The sequence below is a fragment of the Eikenella sp. NML03-A-027 genome (assembly GCF_001648395.1).
Lineage (GTDB): Bacteria > Pseudomonadota > Gammaproteobacteria > Burkholderiales > Neisseriaceae > Eikenella > Eikenella exigua.
Window position 1 is genome coordinate 146,259 of sequence record NZ_LXSM01000003.1, and the last position, 20,792, is coordinate 167,050.

Here is a 20,792-nt window from a genome sequence, read left to right on the forward strand (position 1 = left end):
TATTCCCGTGCTGTCTGGGACTGCAGCCTTGTCTCTTTCCTGTTTGGCATGACTATAATTTATTCAGTAGAAGGGCTACCTGAAAATTTTAGTTTCGTAGAAAAATGTGCTGCGTTTCGTTTTCAGGTAGCCTTTTCTTTACCCTGCGGTTTAGGCACCGTTCAAATCGAAGCCACTGTGGCGGAGTAGGGCGTCGATGCTGGGGGCGCAGCCGCGGAAGGCTTGGAAGGATTCGGCGGCGCTGCGCGAGCCGCCCACGGCGAGGATTTCCTGCCAGAAGCGGCGGCCGCATTCGGCCACATCGCCGCTTTCTTCAAATGCGGCGTAGGCATCAGCGCTGAGCACTTCGGCCCAGGCATAGCTGTAGTAGCCGGCCGAGTAGCCGCCGGCGAAGATGTGGCCGAAGCTGTTGGCGAAACGGTTGTAGGCGGGCGGCTGCACCACGGCCACTTCGCGGCGCACGTTGTCCAACACTTGAGCCCAGCCGGAAAGACGGGCGGGATCGGTTTCGCTGTAAATCAGCATGTCGAACAAGGCAAATTCCATCTGGCGCACGAGGAACATGCCGCGTTGGAAGTTTTTGGCGGCGAGCATTTTGTCGAATAATTCCTGCGGCAGCGGTGCGCCGTTGTCTTCGTGTTCGGACATGCCGCGCAGTACATCGTATTCCCACACGAAGTTTTCCATAAACTGGCTGGGCAGCTCCACAGCATCCCATTCCACGCCGTTGATGCCGCTCACGCCCAGCTCGTCCACTTGGGTGAGCAGATGGTGCAGGCTGTGGCCGGTTTCGTGGAAAAGGGTGAGGATTTCATCGTGGGAGAGGCGGGCTTCTTTGCCTGCTGCGGGCGGGGTGAAATTGCACACCAGATAGGCAGTGGGGCTTTGCAGCTGGCCGTCGGGTAGGCGGCGGCGGCCTTTATAGTCGTTCATCCATGCGCCGCCGCGTTTGCCTTCGCGGGCGTACAAATCCATATATACGCCGCCGATGTGCGCGCCGTTCTGCGAGAGCTCGAAATAGCGCACGTCGGGGTGCCACACGGGCACGGTTTTTTCGGTGAAATCCACGCCGTAGAGCCGTTTGATTTGGGCGAACAGGCCGAGGAGCACTTTGCCCACGGGGAAGTATTTTTTTACTTCGGTTTCGCTGAACGAATATTTGGCCTGGCGCAGTTTTTCGGAGGCATAGGCTAAATCCCATGGCTGCGGGTTTTCAATGGTGAGGGTGTCGCGGGCGAAGGCCTGCACGGCGGCAAAATCCTGTTCGGCGAAGGGCTTGGCGCGTTTGGCTAAATCACGCAGGAAATCCAGCACTTGCGCGGGTGAAGCGGCCATTTTGGTGGCTAGCGAGAGCTCGGCGAAGTTGGCGTAGCCCAGCAGCTTGGCTTCTTGCAGGGTGATTTCCAGGCGGCGTGTGATGTTGGGGCTGTTGTCGAACCGGCCTTCGTTGGAAAGTTCACTGGCGCGGGTAACGTAGGCACGGTATACCTCTTCGCGCAGTTCGCGGTTGTCGGCGTATTGCATCACGGCGAGGTAGTGCGGCATTTGTAGGCCGATTTTGTAGCCGCTTTTGCCTTCGGCCTGTGCGGCGGCGGCAAACATTGCCATGGCGTCTTCAGGTAGCCCGGAGAGCGGCTCGGCATTGTCGAAATAGAGGGCGAAGGCATCGGTGGCATCGAGCACGTTTTGCGAGAACTTGGTGGCCAGCTGGGCGCCTTCGGTTTGCAAGGCGGCGAATTCGGCCTGTTTTTCGGGCGGCAGCTCGGCGCCGCTGAGCACGAAATCGCGCAGGTCGTGGTTGAGCTTGGTTTGCTGCGCCGGGCTTAAGGCGGCGAATTCGGGGGAGCTTTTGATGGTTTTGAAGCGTTGGTAAAGCTCGATGTCTTGGCCGATTTCAGTAAAGAACACGGTGATTTCCGGCATCAGCTCGTTATATACGGCGCGCAGCTCGGGGGTGTCGGCCACGGAGTTGAGGTGCGATACCACGCCCCAGATGCGGCCGACGCGCTCAGTGATGTCGGTGAGTTTTTCCACGGTGTTGGCCCAGGTGGCTTCGCTTTGAGCCTTAACGGCGGCAATGTCGGCCCGGGCTTCGGCGAGGGCGGATTCGAGGGCAGGGCGGATGTAGGTGGTTTGGATTTGGTCGAAACGCGGCTCTTCGCCGAGTTGGAGCAGGGGATTCACGGATTTTCCTTTTGATGATGGGGGATGATACGGGCAAATAGGGGCAGGGCGGGTTTTCACAAGGGCAGGGTTAATTGGTGTTTTCAGGTAGCCTCAGTTGCGGTGTGAATACGGATAAAAAACTGCCGGCCTTTCTATGATATGTGTGGGAGGGTCGGCAGGGCAGGCTGCCTGAAAACGTAATGAGGGCAGCCGGATTATTTGCCGTTTGCTGCGGCAGGGGCAGAAGCGGCTTCTGCTGTGGTTTGGGCCGGCGTTGCTGCGGCGGCTGGGGCGGCTTCGGTGTGTTGCTTGAGGCCGCCGCCGAGGGCTTTATAAAGGTCGGCCAGGTTTTCCAGCATGGAAAGCTGGGTGGCGAGCACGGCGGCATCGGCGGAATAGCTGCTGCGTTCGGCATCGAGCACTTCCAGCGAGCTGGACACGCCGTGGCGGTAGCGCAGATTAATCAGGCGCAGGCGGTCGTTGTAGGCTTTTTGGGTTTGCACGCGGGCATCGTATTGCTGTTGCAGGGTTTCGCGCGCCACCAGGGCGTTGGATACGTCTTGGAAGGCGGACTGCACGGCTTTTTCATACGCGGCCACGGCCGATTGCTGGCGCAGTTTGGCCACATCCAGGCTGGCGCGCAGACTGCCCCAGTTGAAGATGGGCACATTGATGGTGGGAGAGAATGCCCAGGTGCGGTTTATGCCGTCGAACAGGCGGTTCATTTCGGTGCTGCCGGTGCCGATGCTGCTGGTGATGCTGATGCTGGGGAAGAAGGCGGCACGGGCGGCGCCGATATTGGCATTGGCCTGGCGTAGGTTGTACTCGGCAGCGCGGATATCGGGGCGGTTTTGCAGCAGGTCGGAGGAGAGGCCGGCGGGCAGTTGGGTGATGCGGAACTGTTTGTTCAGCGGCAGGCCGGCGGGCAGGTTGTTGGGCACGGGTTGGTTGATCAGCACGGCCAGGGCGTTGTGTGCCTGCTCGCGGGCGCGCATGGCGGCGGCGTAGTCGGCTTTGGCCGATTCAATCAGGGCTTCCATTTCACGCAGGTTGACGGCAGAAATCACGCCGGCGTTGTGCTGGATTTGGTTGAGCCGGTAGGTTTGCTCGCGGGTTTGCAGCACTCTTTGTGCAAGCTTCATGGATTCTTCGGCGTAGCGTTCGTTGAAATAGGCTTTGGCTACGGCGGAAACCAGCGCGAGGTGGGCGGAATCACGCGCGGCGGCGCTGCTGAAATAGCCTTGCAGTGCGGCTTGATTGTTGCTGCGGGCTTTGCCGAACAGGTCGAGCTCGTAGGAGGCGATGCCGAGGCCGACGGTGTAGGATTCAGCAATGTAGGAGCGGCCGGTGGCGCTCAAATCTTGCGCCACGCGGGTACGTTGGCCGGTGCCGCTGGCGTTGATGCCGGGCAGTGAGGCGGCGCGGGTAATGGCGTATTGGGCTCGCACTGCTTCGGCATTCAGGGCGGCCATGCGTAGGTCGGGGTTGTTTTGCAGCGCCAGGGTAATCAGGGATTTAAGGCGCGGGTCGGCAAAGTAGTCTTCCCAGCCGGTGCCGGCGGCACGGCTACTTTGGTTGGTGGCGGTGTCGTAGCGGAAGCTGGCGGGCACGTTTACTTCGGGCTGCTGATAGCGTGGCGCAAGGGTGCAGGCGGAGAGCAGCAGGCTGAAGGCGAGGCTGCCGGCAATCGGTTTTAAAACGGTTGTTCTCATGTGCTTTGTCCTTATGGTTTTCAGGTAGCCTCCAATGCGGCAGAGGCTACCTGAAAACGTTTTACTGGTCGTTATGCAGGTCGCGTTTCTCTTCTTCGCTCAGCCCTTCTTCAGCGGCAGAAACGTAGAGTTCGGCCTGCTCGGGGCTTATGTTGGTGTGGGCGGCGGCCATTTCGGTTTCGTGTTGGGACGGTTTAAACAGCTTGCGTACCAACACATAGAACAGCGGCACCAGGAACACCGACAGCAGCGTGCCGACAGACATACCCCAGAATACGGCGGTACCGATGGCGCGTTGGCTGGCGGAGCTGGCACCGGAAGCGACATACAGCGGCACCACGCCCAAGATGAAGGCGAAGGAGGTCATCAGAATCGGGCGGAAACGCAGGTGGGCGGCGGCCAAGGCTGATTCCATCGCGCTCTTGCCTTGCGCTTGCAGGTCTTTGGCAAATTCGATAATCAGAATCGCGTTTTTCGCGCTCAAGCCGACTACAGTAATCATACCGACCATGAAGTAGATGTCGTTGAAGAACACCTCCCGGATGCCGAATACGCCGTTGAACAGGTTGCGGCCGAACACGCCCAGCACCACGCCGAGGAAGCCCAAGGGGGCAACCAGCAGCACGGCAGCGGGAATCGACCAGCTTTCATATAGGGCGGCCAGCACGAGGAAAGTGGCCAGCAATACGAAGCCGTAGAGCATGGTGCGCTGGGAAGAGCCGCTGGCCTGTTCGCGCGATTCGCCCGCCCACTCCACGCTGTAGCCGTCCATTTGCGATACGATGCGTTCTACTTCGGCTATAGCGTCGCCGCTGGCGAAACCGGGTTTGACCGCGCCGCTAATCGACATGGCGGGATAGCCGTTGAAACGAGTGCTCTGCTCCATGCCGGCTTCCCACGAGGCGCTGACCACGGTGGAAAGCGGCACGGCCACGCCTTGACCGTTGGGCACGGTCATGGCCAAAATTTGCTCGGCCTGCATACGGGCCTGGGGCACGGCTTGCACATACACTTTTTGCAGACGGCCGTTGTTGGGGAAGTCGTTTACATACGCTCCGCCCAGAGCCGTACCCAAGGTGCTGCGGATAGAAGCCATGCTGATGCCTTGTGCGGCAGCAGCTGCGCGGTCGATGGTAAGTTTGAGCTGCGGCGCATCTTCCAAGCCGGCGGCACGGGTGTCGCCAAATATCGGGTTTTTACGCATTTCGGCAATCAATTTATTGCGTGCCGCCAGCAGGGCTTGATGGCCTTGGCTGTTGCGGTCTTGCAGGTAGAATTCCAGGCCGCCGTTACCCAGTTCGCGGATGGGTGGTGGATTCACGGCGATAGCGAAACCGTCGCGGATCAGGCCGCTGGACATGAAGGTACCAGTCAGTTTCCGAGTGATGCTGGCCGCATCTTCACCTGCGCCTTTGCGTTCGTCCCAGTTTTTCAAAATCACAAAGCCCATAGCCATGTTCTGACCGCTACCTGAAAAGCTGAAGCCGGATACGGTGAATACATCTTTCACGCCGGGCGTGCCTTTGGCAATCTGCTCCACGGCCAGTAGGGTTTGGTCGGTACGCTCTTTGGTGGCGCCGGCCGGCAGCTGGATGCTGACCATCAGGTTGCCTTGGTCTTCTGACGGCAGGAAGGAAGACGGGATACGGGTGTAGAGCAGGCCGGCGGCAGCCACCAGCGCCAAGTACACAATCAGCATACGGCCGGCACGGTGTAGCAGGGCGGCCACCCAGCCTTCGTAGCGCTTGTTGCCAGCAGTGAATTTGCGGTTGAACCAGCCGAAGAAGCCGGTTTTTTCCTCGTGATGCCCTTTCCTAATCGGTTTGAGCAGCGAGGCGCACAAGGCTGGCGTGAGTGACAGAGCAAGGAAGGCTGAGAAAGCGATAGAGAGCACCATAGTGATGGCAAACTGCTGGTAGATTTTGCCGGTGGCGCCGCTGAACATGGCCAGCGGTACGAACACGGAAATCAACACGGCGGTAATGCCGACCACGGCGCCGGAAATCTGCCCCATGGCTTTGTGTGTGGCTTCGCGCGGCGGCAGGCCTTCTTCCGACATGATGCGCTCCACGTTTTCTACCACCACGATGGCATCGTCCACCACAATACCGATTACCAGCACCATGGCAAACATGGTCAGCACGTTGATCGACATGCCGAAATAGTAGATGCCGGCAAGACCGCCTAAGAGCGAAATCGGCACCACAATGGTGGGGATCAGGGTATAGCGGATGTTTTGCAGGAACACGAACATCACGATAAACACCAACACCATGGCTTCCACCAAGGTGTGTACCACTTGTTCGATGGAGATTTCCACAAAGGTGGATGTATCGTACGGAGCGCTCCAGCTAACATCACTGGGGAAATATTGCGCCAATTTGGCCATACGTTCTTTTACCAGCGCGGCAGTGGCGGTGGCGTTGCCGCTATTGGACAACATCACGGCCATGCCGACGTTTGGCTTGCCGTTGAGGCGGGTACTGGCAGAGTAGTCTTCCGAACCTAGCTCGATTTTGGCCACATCGCGCAGATAAACGTTGGCACCATCTGTGGTGCTGCGCAGGATGATGTTGCCGAATTCTTCTGGCGTGCTGAGTTGGCCTTCGGCGGTGATGGTGGCAGTGATGGTTTGCCCCTGCACTGATGGTAGAGAGCCGAGCGAGCCAGCGGAAATTTGCACGTTTTGTGCGCTGATGGCGGCGGAAACGTCGGCAAAGGAGAGGTTGAAGTTTTGCAATTTCTGCGGGTCTACCCAGATACGCATGGCGCGTTCGGCAGCAAACAGGCGCACTGCACCCACACCTTCAACACGTTGCAATTCTGGCACGATATTGCGTTTGGCGTAATCGGCCATTTCTTCCAAATCTTGCGTTTGCGAAGAGAGCGCCACCACCATCAGAAAGTTGGATCGAGATTTGGATATGCGTACACCGTATTGCTGCACGGTGGCAGGCAGGCTGGACAAGACTTCATTCAGCTTGTTGTTTACTTCCAGCTGTGCCACGTCTTCATCGGTGTTGGGCGTGAAGGTGAGGGTAACGCTACCTGAACCGCTGGAGTCGGCAGAGGTAGACATATAATCCAAGCCTTCCACGCCATTCATATTGCGCTCGATCACTGCCAATACACTGTCTTCCATCACTTGGGCGGAAGCACCGGGGTAGGTGGCGGTGAGGTTGAATGTAGGCGCGGCAACAGACGGGTATTGCGATACTGGCAGTTTTCGGATGGCCAGCACACCCGCCAAAATAATAAAGATGGAGATAACCCATGCGAACACGGGTCGGTCAATAAAAAATTTAGCCATTTACGTACGCCCCTTTATTTGGCTTGGGAAGCAGATTGGGCGGTCGGAGCGGAGGCTGCTGTGCCGGATAGGACGGGAGCAGAAGTGCTGTTTGGCTTGATCGGGGCGGCAGCTGTGCCAGATTGTTGCGGCTGTGAGGCTTGCCATTCCTGGGTTTTCACTTTTTGCGCCCCCATCATGCCGGCAATCATGGTACCGTCTATGGCTACTTTGTCGCCGTCTTTCAGCCCGCCGGTAATAATCCAATTGTTGCCGCTTTGGCCGGCAATGGTTACTTCCTGTTGGCGCATTGAGCCATCGGACGCTACGATTACCACGGTATTTTTGGCACCACGGGTAACGGCGCGTTGCGGAATGAGGTAGGCGCTGTTGGCTTGTGCCTGCGGCAGGCGTACGCGCACATACAGACCGGGTAGCAGGATATTGTCGTCGTTCGGCACTTCCACACGCAGGGAAACCTGGCCGGTGGTTTCGTTTACCGTCGGGTCGGTAAACAGCAGGCGGCCTTTTTGCGGGTATTCGCTGCCGTCTTCCAAAATAATGGTTACTTCCACTGCGCCGTTTACCGCGCTCATCTGGCCTTCGGCAATCTGGCGGCGCAGTTTCATCACATCCAGCGCAGACTGGGTAACGTTCACATACATCGGATTGGTTTGCTGGATGGTGGCCAGCACGGTAGCACCACCGGCAGTGAGCAATGCCCCTTCAGATACGTTGGAGCGGCCGATATAGCCGGAAATCGGCGCGGTGATGCGAGCGTGGTTCACATTTACCTGCGCCGAGCGGATGGCGGCGCGGGCGGCATTCACATTGGCCACGGCAGAGCGTTGTGCGGCCACGGCAGCATCGTATTCCTGTTTGCTGATGGCATCAGCAGCTACCAAGGGCTGGTAGCGTGCCAAATCGGCATTGGCTTTAGCCTGAGCGGCTTCGGCGGCAGCTAGCTGGGCGCGTGCACTGGCAAGGCCGGCTGAGTAGCTGGCGTCGTCCAGTTGATACAGCGCCTGGCCGGCTTGCACATAACTGCCTTCTTGGAACAGGCGGCGTTTGATGATGCCGCTTACCTGCGGGCGCACTTCGGCAGAGCGGAATGATTCCAAACGGCCGGGCAGTTCGGTGTTGATGGTGGTGTCTTCTGCCTTCACGGTAAGCACGCTTACTACTAATTCCAGCTCCCCCTGCCGCTGTGGCTCGCTTTTGCCGCAAGCAGACAGCGCTAATACGGAAGTCACGACGATTGCACTCAGCCTGAAGCTCGTTTTCCCTGATATGCTGAAATATGTCATTATGATGATGGCCTTGTTAAGTTGATGTCTAATTTAATGAATTATGGCCGCTTGAAGCCTATGGGGGGGCGGAAGCAGCCGCTAGAGAAATAATATTTTACATACATTATTGTATGTTGTCTATGGCTATTCAAATGAAGAAATGCTAATATACTAAAAAGCAACATTATTGCGTGGGCGAGCCGATAGGAAGCTTGAAAGCCTGCTCTAAACATGACAGAATTTAATAATAAATAAACCAGTGAATATTCTGGAATAGTGATGAGAAAAACGAAAATTGAAGCGCAGAAAACACGCAACTACCTACTTAAGGCAGCATTGGATACATTCTATATAAGAGGGGTCAGCCGTTCATCTCTAAACGAAATCGCTCAAACTGCCGGCGTAACGCGTGGCGCGCTGTATTGGCATTTCAAAAATAAAGAAGATTTATTTGAAGGTCTGTTTCAAAAAGTATTTGTCGAATTATCTAGCAAGTTGGCGTACGATATAGAAACCCAATCGCCGGATATTTGGGAAAGTTTTGAAGTAGCCACCATTAATCTGTTTCAAAAGCTGGAAACCGATGAAACCGTAAGAAAGTTTTGCAACATCATTCATTTGAAATGCGAATACACTGAGCAAAACCACTCTGTGGTGAAAATCATGCGCAGCTATCAGGATATGTGGCAGCGTCAGCTCACCGATGTGCTGACGTTAAGCCTGCAAAAGAAAAAGCTACCGGAAGATTTGAATATTAATCTGGCGGTGGTGTTTATGATGTCAGTTATCAGCGGGCTGATGAACATTTGGATGAATATGCCCGAACAATTCAGCATCGGCAAAACTGCGCCGAATATTATCCGTACCGCCATGAAGGCATTGCAGCATTCGCCGGATTTGTGCACTCAGTCTTTTAAACCTCTGCCACTGAGTATGCGGCAGCATAAGGCTTAATATTTCCGTACCGCATACAGGCTACCTGAAAATTTTCTGCTTCATTCATACAGAAGTTTTCAGGTAGCCTGAAGTGTTTGTAGCTAAAGCTCTTATTTATTCCTACTACGTTGGATCGCCTTCTCGTATTACTCATACTGTCTACGGCTCACCACCTGGTAGGGAAAAATAATTGCCTCAGCTATATTACCGTTTGAGCTCCTCAAAATATGCCATATGAAAACCTTGTTTTCCGAGTTAGTCCTTTCCCTGTTGCTCATCGGCGTAGCAGTGGGCATCATCGGCATTGTGCTGACATTGCTGCTGCACACGGTACAGCATTTGGCGTTTGGTTATCCGCTGAATGTAGAGAGTTGTCGTACTGCGTGATGGTGGAATAGAGCATACCGCTGCGGCGTTTGATAGTGCTGCTGCGCTATTGGCTTGCGGCATGGTGTTGTGATGGTGCGCTCGGCATTGGGTGATGTGATTCAGTATCCGCTACTGGATTTTCCTTTTCCGGATGAGTGGGTTAACACATGAGCACTGGTAGCCTGTGCGTGGAATGTTTGACTGCCGGTAGTGGATATGGGGGCGGCAGCATTTGTGGGAGCAGTGGTGTTTTGGGTGTGCCGTAGAAAATGCTGATTACCACGCTGGTGTTTATGCTGGAATTGTCGAACCAGTCGCCAGCGCTGTGGCTGCCGCTGTGTTTGGTACTGATTTTGCTGGTGTATCGGGCATTGCCGGTGAAGCAGGTGGTTTGAGGGCAGGATGGCTGGAGAATCTACCTGAAAAACAAAAACAGTGGTATTGCCATGCCGCTTTCAATTTTTACCAGCCGCCATAAGTAGGCATAACAAAAGGCTACCTGAAGTTTTCAGGTAGCCTTTTCTGTGCTGAATAAGCTTAGCGGATATTGGCTTGTTGATAGAGGCGGGCAATTTCCTGCTCGATCAGCAGGTTTTGCAGGTCTTGCTGGATTTGTGGTTTCATTTGGGCAAACGGCGGTACGCGCACGGGGCGTTTGGCTTCCAGATAGAAAATGGCGAAAATGCCGTTGCTTTCCACCGGAGTTTCGGTGAATTTGCCCTGGCCGAGCGATTTCACGGCGTTGTACACTATGGGTGCACCTTCTTCCAAATCTTTCAGCGGGGTAAAAGTGGGGCTGATGCCGCCGTTGGCACGGCTTGGCGTGTCGATGGTGTATTGGCGGGCAACGTCGGTGAAACGGCGGCCGCGTCGGAGGTCGGCCACGGCTTTTTGGGCGTTATCGCGGCTGTTTAGGATGATTTCGCCGAGTTTTACTTCTTGCGTGCCGCGATAGCGGTTGGTGATTTCCTGATAGGCCTGTTGTACTTGGGCTTCGGTTACGGGATTAGAACGCAGAATGTGAGCCACCAGAGCTTGGGCGGTTACATTGCCTTCAAAGGTTTCCCAGTCTTGGTGGAAGGTGGTTTTGCGGTCTTCGCCACTGGTGCGGGCATCGGTGCGGGCGCGTTCGATGATTTGTTTGAATTCGGGGCTTTCGTTTAGGCGCAGGCGGCGTGATTCTTGAATCATCAGTTCGCGGGTTACGAGGCGGCGGGCAATGTTTTCGCGCAGCTCAGGGGTGTCGACCACCTGGCCGTTGCTCTGCTCGTTAATAATCCTTACCTGTTGGTCGATTACGGTGCTGTCAATGCGGGTATTGTTTACGGTTACAACGGTTTGGGCAGCTAGCGGGGAGACAGCCAAAACGGTAGTCAGTAGTAGTGCGAGTGAAGTTTGTTTCATGTTGTTGTCCTTAAATTCAAGATAGTTATAGCCGGATTATAAAGGATTTTGCGGCGCGCATTCTCCGGTGTTTGTGCGCGGATGATCAGGGCGTGGATTTAGGCAGGGTATAAATCGTGCAATATCTGCTGGACTGTGTGTTGGTTGTCGGTGTGGCAGATGTGTAATGGCTCTCGTTGGCCAGTTCGAGCAGGCTGTGAGAAAACGGTTTCCAGGGCGCTGGAGAATGATTTGTGTGCTCATGCAGGCAGTACTTTCTTAAACGGACGGATGAGGATTTCGGCATATACGCCGGCTTCCACATAGGGGTCTTGCCCAGCCCATTCTTCAGCTTCGTCTAAAGAGGCGAAGTCGGCCACGATGAGGCTACCTGAAAAGCCGGTTTCGCCCTCAGGCAGGGGACATGGTCCAGCCAAAACCAGCCGGCCGGCTTTGGCCAGCTTTTCTAGCCTGGCCAAATGCGCGCTGCGGGCAGCTAGTCTGGCTTTGGTGGAATCGGCCACGTCGGAGGCCATCAGCATGAACAACATAATTCGGTTTCTCTTGATAAATTTGGAAATCGGGCAAAGGCGTTTGTTGCAACGAAATCTGTGGATAGTTTTGCCCGGCTGCCGTCAAACTTTGCATCATCTTGTAAGCTGGCAGTTTGCAAGTGGTGCGATTTAGGTGTTTATCTTAAAGCAAATGCGGAAATTCTGCACTTAAATATCGCAAAGCTGAGGATTGGGAGGATGCGTTGGCAACAGTGCAAACACACCAGAAAGGTGAAAGATTGAAAGACTGGATTTTTGTTAAATAATTAAAAATGTTTCATTCCTGTATAGAAAATCGGGCCAAATAGCAGAAATGGCTTGGCATAAATAGGAAATAAACGATATGATACCTAAGTTTAGAGATTTTAATCCGTTGCACAACTGCCGTGCTCAGGCTGGAATTTTGCTTATTTGGCTCTGTATTTTTCTGTTGGTTCAGACGGTTAGCAGTGCATTACTTTAGGTTGTTAAGGGGGATTTGATGTTTTGTAAGCAGTATAAAATGAAACTGATCGCGGCTTCGCTGGGTTTGGTAGCCTCTGTCGGTGCCCATGCCGCTTTGGGCGTTTTGCAGGTTCAGTCGCGTTTGGACGAGCCGTTTTCCGCCACAGTGGTGGTAACGGGCGACGAGGCACGTGCTTTGGCTTCGGCCAAGCCCACCATCAATGGTGCCAATCTGCAAGCCACGGTATCGCGCCGAAGCAGCGACCGTGCCGTTATCCATTTGCATTCCAGCACGCCAATTAAAGAGCCGGTGATGACTTTCTGGCTGGGCGTAGGTAATCAAAACCACCAATATACCGCCATTTTGGATCCCCGCGATTATCAATCTGCCCCCAGTAGCTCTCGTTCGCGCCACGAACGCCGTGCTGCAGCTGCACCGAGCCGCCGCCATCCTGCCGAATCCAGACGGCACCGCCGTACTGCCGACCGTCGCGAAGCACCAGTGCAGATTCAGGGAGAAAGCTATCAGATTAAAGATGGCGAATTGCTGGTGGACATTGCCCAGCGTGTTAAGCCGTCCGGCATGACTTTGCGTCAAACCATCAACGCCTTGGTGGCCGCCAACCCACGCGCCTTCCGCAACGGAAACCCTGATTTGATGTATCGTGGTGCCACCCTCACCATTCCCGATGGCGAAACCCTGCGCCGTTTGGCACACAACCCACCACGCCGCGTAAGCGACCGCGCACAGGAAGAGCGCCCGGCAGTTGACACCGCTCCAGCACGCCAGCTGCCGTCGGTGGAAACTCAGTCGGCCGCACCCACTCCGCCGATTACTCCCCCTGCACCGCCTGTTGAGCCGGCTCAACCCCAGCCGCAACAACCTGCCCAGCCGCCAGTTCAGCAATTGCCCCAAGAGCAGCCTGCTGTTCCGCCCATGGCCAGCGATGTAGTCCCCGAGATGCCGGCTTCTGCCGTGCTGCCCGATATGGGTGCCAGCTTGCCTGAGCAGGCTTCCGATATGATGGTGTCCGAGCCGGTGGAAGAAATGCCGCCGCCCGTGGTTGCCCCGCCGGTGGTGGAAACCCCGCCGATGGAGGAAGAGGGCATGGACATCACTCAGATGGCACTCTACGGTGGTGGTGGATTGTTGGTGTTGGGTGGTTTGGCGTATCTCCTGATGAACCGCCGTCGCAAAATGGCCGCACCTGCCCGCGGTGACGATCATGCGGACGATGACGGCTTCTATTTTGAGAGTGTTACCGACCATTCCGGCAGCTTTTCTGCCGCTCCGGCTGCTCCTGCCGCAGCGCAGCCTGCACCGGTGAGTGAACAGGATTTGGGTTTGGACTTGAGCCACTTGGACGAACAGCAGCAGCTGGGCAGTACTCCCAGTACTGGAGACGCGGCCCGGCAGGCCGAAGCCGATGAGTGGAGTTGGCTGCAGTCCGAACAACCTGCTGCAGCACCTGCTGCCCCGGCTGCACCCGCTGCTGCTGGATCTGCCGCTTCGGATGACGATTGGCTGAACTTTGCTACCGAAGAGCCTACTGCTTTCGCTGCCCCGGCGGTTCAAGCACCTGTGCAGCCAGCGCCCGAGCCACAGGCTGAACCGGTTGCCCCAGAAGAGCTGGATTGGGTGTTGGATGAAACTCCTGCTGCCGTTGAAGTGGTAGAGCCTGCCCAGCCGGCAGCGTCGGAAATGGACAATACCATTTCCTTTGATGTATCAAGCTTGGATACTGAAGGCGTAAGCAGTGTAGCTGAAGAAGCTACCGCTACGTCCAATGTAATGGATTTGGACTTTGACAGCACGCCGGCTGTTCCGGCTCAAGCTGCTCCGGTGGAAGTTAGCCAGCCCGCTTCGGCCTATACTGAGCCGGTTAGTGCTGGCCCGCTGCCGAGAGAGGCGCTGGAAGCCAATTGGAACTGGCTAAAATGTATCTGGAAATCGACGATGCCAACACCGCCCGCCAGACTCTGATGGAACTGATTAACGAATCAGAAGGCAGCAGCATTCAGGCTGAGGCGCAGCAATTGTTGAACGACATCGGCCAGTAATCCAACTAGCCACAGCAACCCGGGCAGTTCCGCCCGGGTTTTTCTATACGGGGCAGCTTTTGCCGGCGTTGTTTCCGTTTTCAGGTAGCCATCTCAAGCAATATCGTGGCTACCTGAAAAGAGTAGGCTGGCTTCGGCTCATAGTGAGCAGTCAGAAGGCAGGCGTAAAACTGCTGTACACAGCACTCCGCTGGCGTAAGCATGCCAACCAGCCCAGTTATACCGTTATCTGATTTTCAGGTAGCCTTTCCCAATATACAGGCTACCTGAAAACATGGCTGCGACGGAGCTATAGTGAATTACAATTAAGAATGCTGCGGCGTTGGCTTGCCTTGTCGCACTATCGTTACGATCTGCGGCTCGCCTCCTTGTCCCATTCTTATTTTAATCCACTATAAAACCAATTAATTTGAAAAATATGAATCCATCTCCCATCAAACGACGTGTCTTATTCGTCAGTTATGACGGCAGCCGTTTTTTCGGCTGGCAGAAGCAGGCAGACGGCATTGCCACCGTGCAAAGTGCCTTGGAAGCTGCTTTGAGCGAATTGGCGCAGGAACGCATCAGCGTGGTAACGGCCGGGCGCACCGATACCGGCGTGCACGCCACCGCACAAGTGGTGCATTTCGATTCCGCCGCGCGGCGGCCGGATCAGGCTTGGGTGCGCGGCGTGAACGCGCTATTGCCCGAGGGCGTGGCCGTGTGGCGGGTGCAGGATGTGGCGCCGGAGTTCCATGCCCGTTTTGATGCCTGCGGGCGGCGTTATCGTTATCTGTTGCAGTCGGCGCCGGTGCGCTCGCCGTTGTTGGTGGGGCGTGCGGGGTGGGCGCATTATGCCTTGGATATGGAAGCCATGCGCCAAGCTGCCGCGCTCTTGGTGGGCGAACACGATTTTTCCAGCTTCCGCGCTGCCGAATGCCAGGCCAAATCGCCGGTGAAAACCCTGTATCGCGTGGCTTTGTGCGGCACGCCGGAATTGATGGCGGTGGATTTCTACGGCAACGCGTTTTTGCACCACATGGTGCGCAACCTGATGGGCGCGCTGGTGTATGTGGGCTGCGGTAAGTTGAGTGTGGACGGTTTTGCCGAGCTGCTGACCGCCCGCAGCCGCAAGCTTGCGCCCCCCACTTTTATGCCCGACGGGCTGTATCTCACCGGCATCGACTATCCGCCGCAATTCGGCGTGGCCACGCCGCCGCCGCCCGCCTGGCTGTCTCCCGATTGGTGAGGAGAATCAGATGGTTTTAACTTTAATGTTTCGCGAATATTGCAGCCTGTGCCACCAAATGCGCTCCACCCAGCAGCCGTATCAGGCGGCATATGGTTTTGAGTTGCAGGTGTTTGATGTGGATGAAGATCCGGAGCAGGAAGCGCGTTATAACGAGCGCGTGCAGGTGTTGCAGCATGAGGGGCGAGGAAATCTGCCATTGGCATTTCGATGAAGCCAAATTGCTGGCGGTGCTGCAAAATGCAAAGGCTACTTGAAGGGAAAACCCGGGCAACGTAGCCACTGCCGTGCGGCAAACCGGTGCTGCTTGGTTGGATGTGTCCAGCGGTGTGGAGCAGGCTCCAGGGGTGAAGAGTAGGGAACTAAAGGGGTGCTTTGTGCGGCTGGCGCGCGAGGCATGATTGATAAGTGGTGCGGGCAATGAAAAGGCTACCTGAAAACAGGGGCTTCACGCAGTGAAGGCGGAGTTTCTGCAACGCTGGAATTTCAGGTAGCCTTTTGGCTGTAACTGGCTTAACGCTGGCCGTAGATACTGTAATCGTAGCCAGTACACAAGGGTTTACGGACTTGCCAATAGCTGCAATTGCCCGCGCCGTGCTGCGCTTCGCAGGAGTGCATGGCTTTGGTCGCTGCCTGCCTGTCATCCTTATCTAAGGCAACGAAAATATCTGCCGCCGATTTTGCCCGGCTGTCTGGCTCAACCACGGCGGCGCAGGTGTTGGCAAACGTTTTGATAACCCGACAATTGGACGAGCTGCATTGCTTCAGGGTTTCTTCCACGGCTCGGTGCTCGGAAATATAGCCGCCGCTCCACATGGATTGGCGGGTGTCGAAATCATAGGCAATCGCCATGTAAAACGGCGTGCGGCGCAGTTCCGCAATTTCGGCTTGCACTTCCGCCTCGCGCTGCTCCCAGGCGCGTATTTCGGCGGCGGTGGGGCCGGAGTAGGTTGGCTGTTGTTGTGCTTCGCGGTTCTGCTGGATTTGCTTGTTCAGCCCGTCTGCCAGCCACGGATCGAAACCATCCGCCCAAGCCAAGCCCGCGCCGCCCAATAGCACTGCCGCCAATACGCCCGCTGCCGTGTTCATCATGGTTTGCTTCATCTTGCCGCTCCTGTTTGGAAAGGGGAATAAGGGTATTGCCGATGATCGGATTGTAACAAAAAACAAGATATTGTAAACATCTATCCCGCTGCTTGAAGGCTACCTGAAAACCGAATATGGTTTTTCAGGTAGCCTTTTCGTGTATGGCGATTGGGGATGGCATTGCCGGCTTGGTTTCTGGCGTAGCCGTAAGTTGGGCATGGATGCCCGGCCTACATTCTTTTGTTGGGTTACACCTGCGGCTATACCATCGTCAGCGCGGCAGGATTTTCTTGGCGGCTTCCACGCCCCAGTAAACGGCTTCTTCCATCACGGAGTAGCTGCTCAGGTCGCTGTGGGCAAAGGTGAGGCGGGAGTGATGTTGGCGCAGCTGGAGTAGGGTTGGGTGGGTGAGGTAGCCGGGGGTGGGGGAGCTCATGCCGTGGCCGCGGATGCCGATGTCTACGGAGGCAACGTGTTGCCAGAAGCGGCTGCCATAGATTGGGACGAGGTCTTGGGCGGCGTGGGCGAGCAGTTCTTCTTCGCCGGCTTTGAGCAGCCAGCGGCGGATGTTTTGCGGGCTGTCGTGGTTGAGGGCGGTGTAGGCGGTGAAGATGGTGTATTCGGGTTTGGCGGTGCGGATGAGCTGGTTGGTGGACACGACGTAGCCGAGGCCTTGCGTGCCGTGCACTACGTTGTCCCACGCCAATTCGCTGCGTTTCGCTTCGCGGGGGAAGCCGTTGAGCACGAAATTGCTCACCAGCCAGGGGGCGTAGGCAGGCAGGTTGAGCGAGAAGCCGTAGCGTTGGGGCTGGGCGATGATGCGGGCGGCAATCATCAGGGGCATGGCGCAGATAACGTTTTGGGCGCGGATGAGGGTGGTGTGGCCGCTTTGGTTGTGGCGCAGGATAACGGCAACGTCTTCATCGGTTTCGCTGATTTGCAGGGCGGAGGCGTTGATGGCGGTGGGCAGGGGGAAGGTGAGCTCGGTGGTTTCAGGTAGCCTGTCGATATTTTGCAGGCGGATATGGCGGCGGATGGCTTCGGAAAGGTGGGCGAGGCCTTCGGGCCAGGTGAGCACGGCTTCGTTGGTGTGGCCGCGGGCGGCGAAGTAGTGCAGGCCGGCAAAGGCGGATACTTGGGCAATGCCTTGGCCGTAGTCGTCGCGGCAGCAGTAGTCGAGATACCAGAGCAGGCTGGGGGATCGGTAGTTTTCTTTTTCGAGCCAGGCGGCGAAGGTGGTTTGGTCGAGGCGGCGCCATTCTTCGTCGGCGGAGGAATGGGTGATGGGAATGGCGAAGATTTTTCGCCCGTCGCGGCCGCGTGCGCGGCGCAGGATTTCGATAAGGGCGTGGAAGCGGCGGCTGTCGGCATCTTCTTGCGGCAGCAGGGAATATTGCCAGCGGTTTTGGTAATACAGGCGCTCGGCGGGGGCGTAAACCAAATCGGTTTCGCGATACAGGGGCTCGGGCCAGTCGATGCCATCGAGCAGGATGCCGAGGTCGGATAAGAGTTGGCGCACATACACGCTTTCCTGTGAGGGCAGGGCCAAATAGTGCGCGCCGGAGGGGGCGGAAAGGCTACCTGAAACATAGGCGGCATTGTTGCCGTTGCGCTCGATGCCTTCGGCGAGGAGGAAGTTGCGCTGCCCGTGTTTGGCCAAATGCCAGGCGGCGGAGAGGGCGGCGGCGCCGCTGCCGAGGATAAGGGTGTGGCAGCGGTGTTCGGATTGGGGGGCAAGGGAAACTTGGCCGTTGCGCAGCTCGTGGCCGAACGGCAGGCCGATGCGGCGGATGCGCACGGGAGGCAGGCGGTGGAGGTATTGATACCCTAGGCGGGAGGCTGCGGCTGCGGCGGTGAGGGCGGCGGCGCTGCCGAGCAGTTGGCGGCGGGTGAGTTTCATGTTTCAGGTAGCCTTGGGGAGGGAGGCCGGTGGCGGGCAGAAGTCTGATGGTTTATATGTTTTCAGGTAGCCTTTATCCATTAGGGCTACCTGGAAAACAAGATGCGGTGCAATGCTATTCGGCAGATTGATTTTGCCGTTTGCTGCGTTCGGCTTGCCGTTTTTGGCGCATTTCCTGCAGCTTGGCGTGGAAAAATTGGCGGCGGCGGCGTTTGCGCTGCCAGAAGTAGAACAACACCAATGCGCCGATGCCGATGATTGCGTAGAGGATGTGCTGGAACTGGTGGGCTTTCATGAGCAGCCAGTCTTTGTTCGCGGCGCCGTAGTGGCCGAGATACACCCAGGCGGGCACGGAAATCAGGGAGGCGAGGCCGTCCATAATCAGCCAGCGCCAAAATGAGATCCGGCCGCTCATGCCGGCAGTGATGAAGATGGGGGTGCGCAGGCCGGGCAGGAAACGGGCCACGAATAATACCCAGCTGCCGTGTTTGTCGAACTTTTCCTGCACTTGCAGGTAACGTTGCGGCGGCATCAGACGTTGGACGAAGCGGGCTTTGAGGATGCGGTCGCCGTAGAAATGGCCGAGCAGGAACATCATGCCGTCGCCGGTGAGCACGCCGATCATGCCCACCACCACCATGATGTGCTCATTGCTGTGGCCGAGGCCGGAAATCACGCCGCCGGCAATCAGGGTGATGTCTTCGGGAATGGGAATGCCGAAACCGCAGGCAACCAACACCACGAATACGGCGGCATAGCCGTATTGGGTGAACAGGGCTTCTAGAATGTCCAGCATGGTTGTGGGTGTTCCTGTGAGTTGCTGTTATTTTTGACGGATGCTGTCGGCAATGCGTTCGGCGCAGCGCTGCGCAAGCTTGGTGTCGCGTGCTTCCACCATCACGCGTACCACGGGCTCGGTGCCGGAGGCGCGCAATACCACGCGGCCGTGCCCGGCCAATTCGGCTTCCACGGCCTGCAGCTCGGCGGTGGAGGCGGCTTGCCAATCCTGCCCTTTGCTGATGCGTACGTTAATCATGGTTTGCGGGAAGGGCAGCCAATCTACGGCAGCGGCCAAATCCTGATCCAGCGTTTGCAGTGCAGCCAGCACTTGCAGTGCGGCAATGGTGCCGTCGCCGGTGTTGTGTTTGTCGAGGCAGAGGATGTGGCCGCTGGCTTCACCGCCCAGCTGCCAGCCGTGTTGGTGCAGCTGTTCCAGCACATAGCGGTCGCCCACTTTGGCGCGGCAGAATTCGATCTTGAGCTGCGCCAAGGCCAGCTCCATCGCCATATTGGTCATCACCGTGCCGACTACGCCGCCAACCAGCAAACCGGCTTTATGGCGGGCGCGGGCAATCACATAAATCAGCGAATCGCCGTCGTACACTTTGCCTTGTTTGTCCACCATCATCAGGCGGTCGCCGTCGCCATCGAGCGCAATGCCGTAGTCGGCTTCGTTTTGCAGCACGGCGGCTTGCAGGGTTTTGGTGTAGGTGGCGCCGCATTTATGGTTGATATTAAAACCGTTGGGTTGATTGCCGATTTCGATCACGTCTGCCCCCAGCTCGTGGCACACTTTAGGTGCCACGTGATAACCGGCGCCATTGGCGGTGTCCACCACCAGCTTCAGCCCGCGTAAATCCATATTGGCGGGAAAGGTGGATTTGCAAAATTCGATGTAGCGGTCGTCTGCACCGCTCACGCGTTTGGCACGGCCGAGGTGGTCGGAGGAAACTGTGTGCATTTCCTGCTCCAGCTGTTGCTCGATTTCTTGCTCGATTTCATCAGACAGCTTCATGCCGTCTTCGGTGAAGAATTTGATGCCGTTATCGGCATAGTGGTTGTGGGAGGCGGAAATCATCACGCCGGCAGAAAGGCGCAGCGCGCGGGTAAGATAGGCCACACCCGGGGTGGGCAGCGGGCCGGTTTGGATAACATTCACGCCGGCAGCGGTGAAACCGGCCACCAGCGCGGTTTCCAGCATATAGCCGGAGATGCGGGTGTCTTTGCCGATGAGCACGGTGGGTTTGATTTCATCGTCGTGCTGGGTCAGCACTTGGCCGGCTGCATAGGCCAGCTTTAATACGAAATCGGGCGTAATCGGAAATTTGCCCACTTCGCCGCGCACACCGTCCGTACCGAAATATTTTTTTGCCATCGTGAAATCCTTTGTAGTAGCCGCTTGCAGGCCGAATGAGTGAATTGTAAAGCAGCACTCCTTCTTATGCCAGCATTGCGGCGGTTAAATCGGGCAAACCTACGGCGGAAAAGGCATTTGAATGGCGGCAATCAGTAGGCGGCAAAGCATTCGGCAATGAAGTTTATATCCAGCCCAAAGGCTACCTGAAAAATTAGAGCGGCGCAGAAACTCGCGCTAC

The 20,792-nt window shown here is 56.6% G+C and carries 16 protein-coding genes and 2 pseudogenes; 8 read left to right on the forward strand and 10 right to left on the reverse strand.

Annotated features, from left to right (window positions below; translation table 11 throughout):
* Positions 1–150 precede the first annotated feature (150 nt).
* The 4 genes from A7P96_RS01520 to A7P96_RS01535 all read right to left on the reverse strand — a co-directional run bounded on the left by A7P96_RS01520 (position 151) and on the right by A7P96_RS01535 (position 8,474).
* A complete protein-coding gene (locus A7P96_RS01520; RefSeq protein WP_156496232.1) occupies positions 151–2,184 on the reverse strand; it encodes a M3 family metallopeptidase in 2,034 nt (677 codons plus the stop codon).
* Between the two features lie 197 nt (positions 2,185–2,381).
* Positions 2,382–3,878 carry an efflux transporter outer membrane subunit gene (locus tag A7P96_RS01525; protein WP_067524182.1) on the reverse strand — a complete coding sequence of 499 codons (1,497 nt, stop codon included), beginning with the start codon at positions 3,876–3,878 and terminating at the stop codon, positions 2,382–2,384.
* A 61-nt stretch (positions 3,879–3,939) separates the two neighbouring features.
* Positions 3,940–7,188, reverse strand: a complete 3,249-nt coding sequence (locus A7P96_RS01530; RefSeq protein ID WP_067524184.1) for an efflux RND transporter permease subunit — start codon at positions 7,186–7,188, stop codon at positions 3,940–3,942.
* Between the two features lie 14 nt (positions 7,189–7,202).
* On the reverse strand, positions 7,203–8,474 hold the full coding sequence (locus A7P96_RS01535; protein WP_067524186.1) for an efflux RND transporter periplasmic adaptor subunit: 1,272 nt from the start codon (positions 8,472–8,474) through the stop codon (positions 7,203–7,205).
* Positions 8,475–8,735: 261 nt separating this feature from the next.
* Between A7P96_RS01535 and A7P96_RS01540 the strand changes: the two genes are divergently transcribed.
* From A7P96_RS01540 to A7P96_RS10575, 3 genes are all read left to right on the forward strand, one after another.
* The gene (locus A7P96_RS01540) at positions 8,736–9,410 is read left to right on the forward strand and encodes a TetR family transcriptional regulator (protein ID WP_067441415.1); all 675 of its coding nucleotides are present in this window, start codon (positions 8,736–8,738) and stop codon (positions 9,408–9,410) included.
* A 216-nt stretch (positions 9,411–9,626) separates the two neighbouring features.
* On the forward strand, positions 9,627–9,779 hold the full coding sequence (locus A7P96_RS10570) for a hypothetical protein (protein WP_153705553.1): 153 nt from the start codon (positions 9,627–9,629) through the stop codon (positions 9,777–9,779).
* Positions 9,780–9,993: 214 nt separating this feature from the next.
* Positions 9,994–10,239: a hypothetical protein gene (locus tag A7P96_RS10575; RefSeq protein WP_156496233.1), complete on the forward strand. Its 246-nt coding sequence runs from the start codon at positions 9,994–9,996 to the stop codon at positions 10,237–10,239.
* Between the two features lie 59 nt (positions 10,240–10,298).
* Here A7P96_RS10575 and A7P96_RS01545 read toward each other — a convergent pair whose 3' ends face one another.
* Complete coding sequence (locus A7P96_RS01545; protein WP_067448045.1) at positions 10,299–11,165, reverse strand: peptidyl-prolyl cis-trans isomerase; 867 nt, start codon at positions 11,163–11,165, stop codon at positions 10,299–10,301.
* Between the two features lie 239 nt (positions 11,166–11,404).
* Positions 11,405–11,698, reverse strand: a complete 294-nt coding sequence (locus A7P96_RS01550) for a YciI family protein (RefSeq protein ID WP_197476430.1) — start codon at positions 11,696–11,698, stop codon at positions 11,405–11,407.
* Positions 11,699–12,200: 502 nt separating this feature from the next.
* Between A7P96_RS01550 and A7P96_RS01555 the strand changes: the two genes are divergently transcribed.
* The 5 genes and pseudogenes from A7P96_RS01555 to A7P96_RS10130 all read left to right on the forward strand — a co-directional run.
* The gene (locus A7P96_RS01555) at positions 12,201–14,126 is read left to right on the forward strand and encodes a FimV family protein (RefSeq protein WP_067524190.1); all 1,926 of its coding nucleotides are present in this window, start codon (positions 12,201–12,203) and stop codon (positions 14,124–14,126) included.
* The gene (locus A7P96_RS10120; protein WP_082887884.1) at positions 14,081–14,203 is read left to right on the forward strand and encodes a FimV/HubP family polar landmark protein; all 123 of its coding nucleotides are present in this window, start codon (positions 14,081–14,083) and stop codon (positions 14,201–14,203) included. The genes A7P96_RS01555 and A7P96_RS10120 overlap by 46 nt, the downstream gene beginning before the upstream one ends.
* 418 nt (positions 14,204–14,621) lie before the next feature.
* On the forward strand, positions 14,622–15,431 hold the full coding sequence (gene truA, locus A7P96_RS01560; RefSeq protein WP_067524193.1) for a tRNA pseudouridine(38-40) synthase TruA: 810 nt from the start codon (positions 14,622–14,624) through the stop codon (positions 15,429–15,431).
* A gap of 10 nt (positions 15,432–15,441) precedes the next feature.
* A pseudogene (locus A7P96_RS10125) lies at positions 15,442–15,688 on the forward strand (glutaredoxin family protein).
* Between the two features lie 18 nt (positions 15,689–15,706).
* A pseudogene (locus A7P96_RS10130) lies at positions 15,707–15,832 on the forward strand (N-(5'-phosphoribosyl)anthranilate isomerase); the annotation flags it as partial.
* 112 nt (positions 15,833–15,944) lie between these two features.
* On the opposite strand, the gene A7P96_RS01565 reads toward A7P96_RS10130, so the two are convergent.
* From A7P96_RS01565 to glmM, 4 genes are all read right to left on the reverse strand, one after another.
* Positions 15,945–16,535 (reverse strand): DUF4189 domain-containing protein, encoded by a 591-nt coding sequence (locus A7P96_RS01565; RefSeq protein WP_067524194.1) that lies wholly within the window; start codon positions 16,533–16,535, stop codon positions 15,945–15,947.
* Positions 16,536–16,788: 253 nt separating this feature from the next.
* Positions 16,789–18,417 (reverse strand): FAD-dependent oxidoreductase, encoded by a 1,629-nt coding sequence (locus A7P96_RS01570; protein WP_067524196.1) that lies wholly within the window; start codon positions 18,415–18,417, stop codon positions 16,789–16,791.
* 115 nt (positions 18,418–18,532) lie between these two features.
* Positions 18,533–19,213 (reverse strand): DedA family protein, encoded by a 681-nt coding sequence (locus tag A7P96_RS01575; protein WP_067524198.1) that lies wholly within the window; start codon positions 19,211–19,213, stop codon positions 18,533–18,535.
* A gap of 27 nt (positions 19,214–19,240) precedes the next feature.
* Positions 19,241–20,572 carry a phosphoglucosamine mutase gene (gene glmM / locus A7P96_RS01580; RefSeq protein ID WP_067524200.1) on the reverse strand — a complete coding sequence of 444 codons (1,332 nt, stop codon included), beginning with the start codon at positions 20,570–20,572 and terminating at the stop codon, positions 19,241–19,243.
* Between the last annotated feature and the right edge of the window lie 220 nt (positions 20,573–20,792).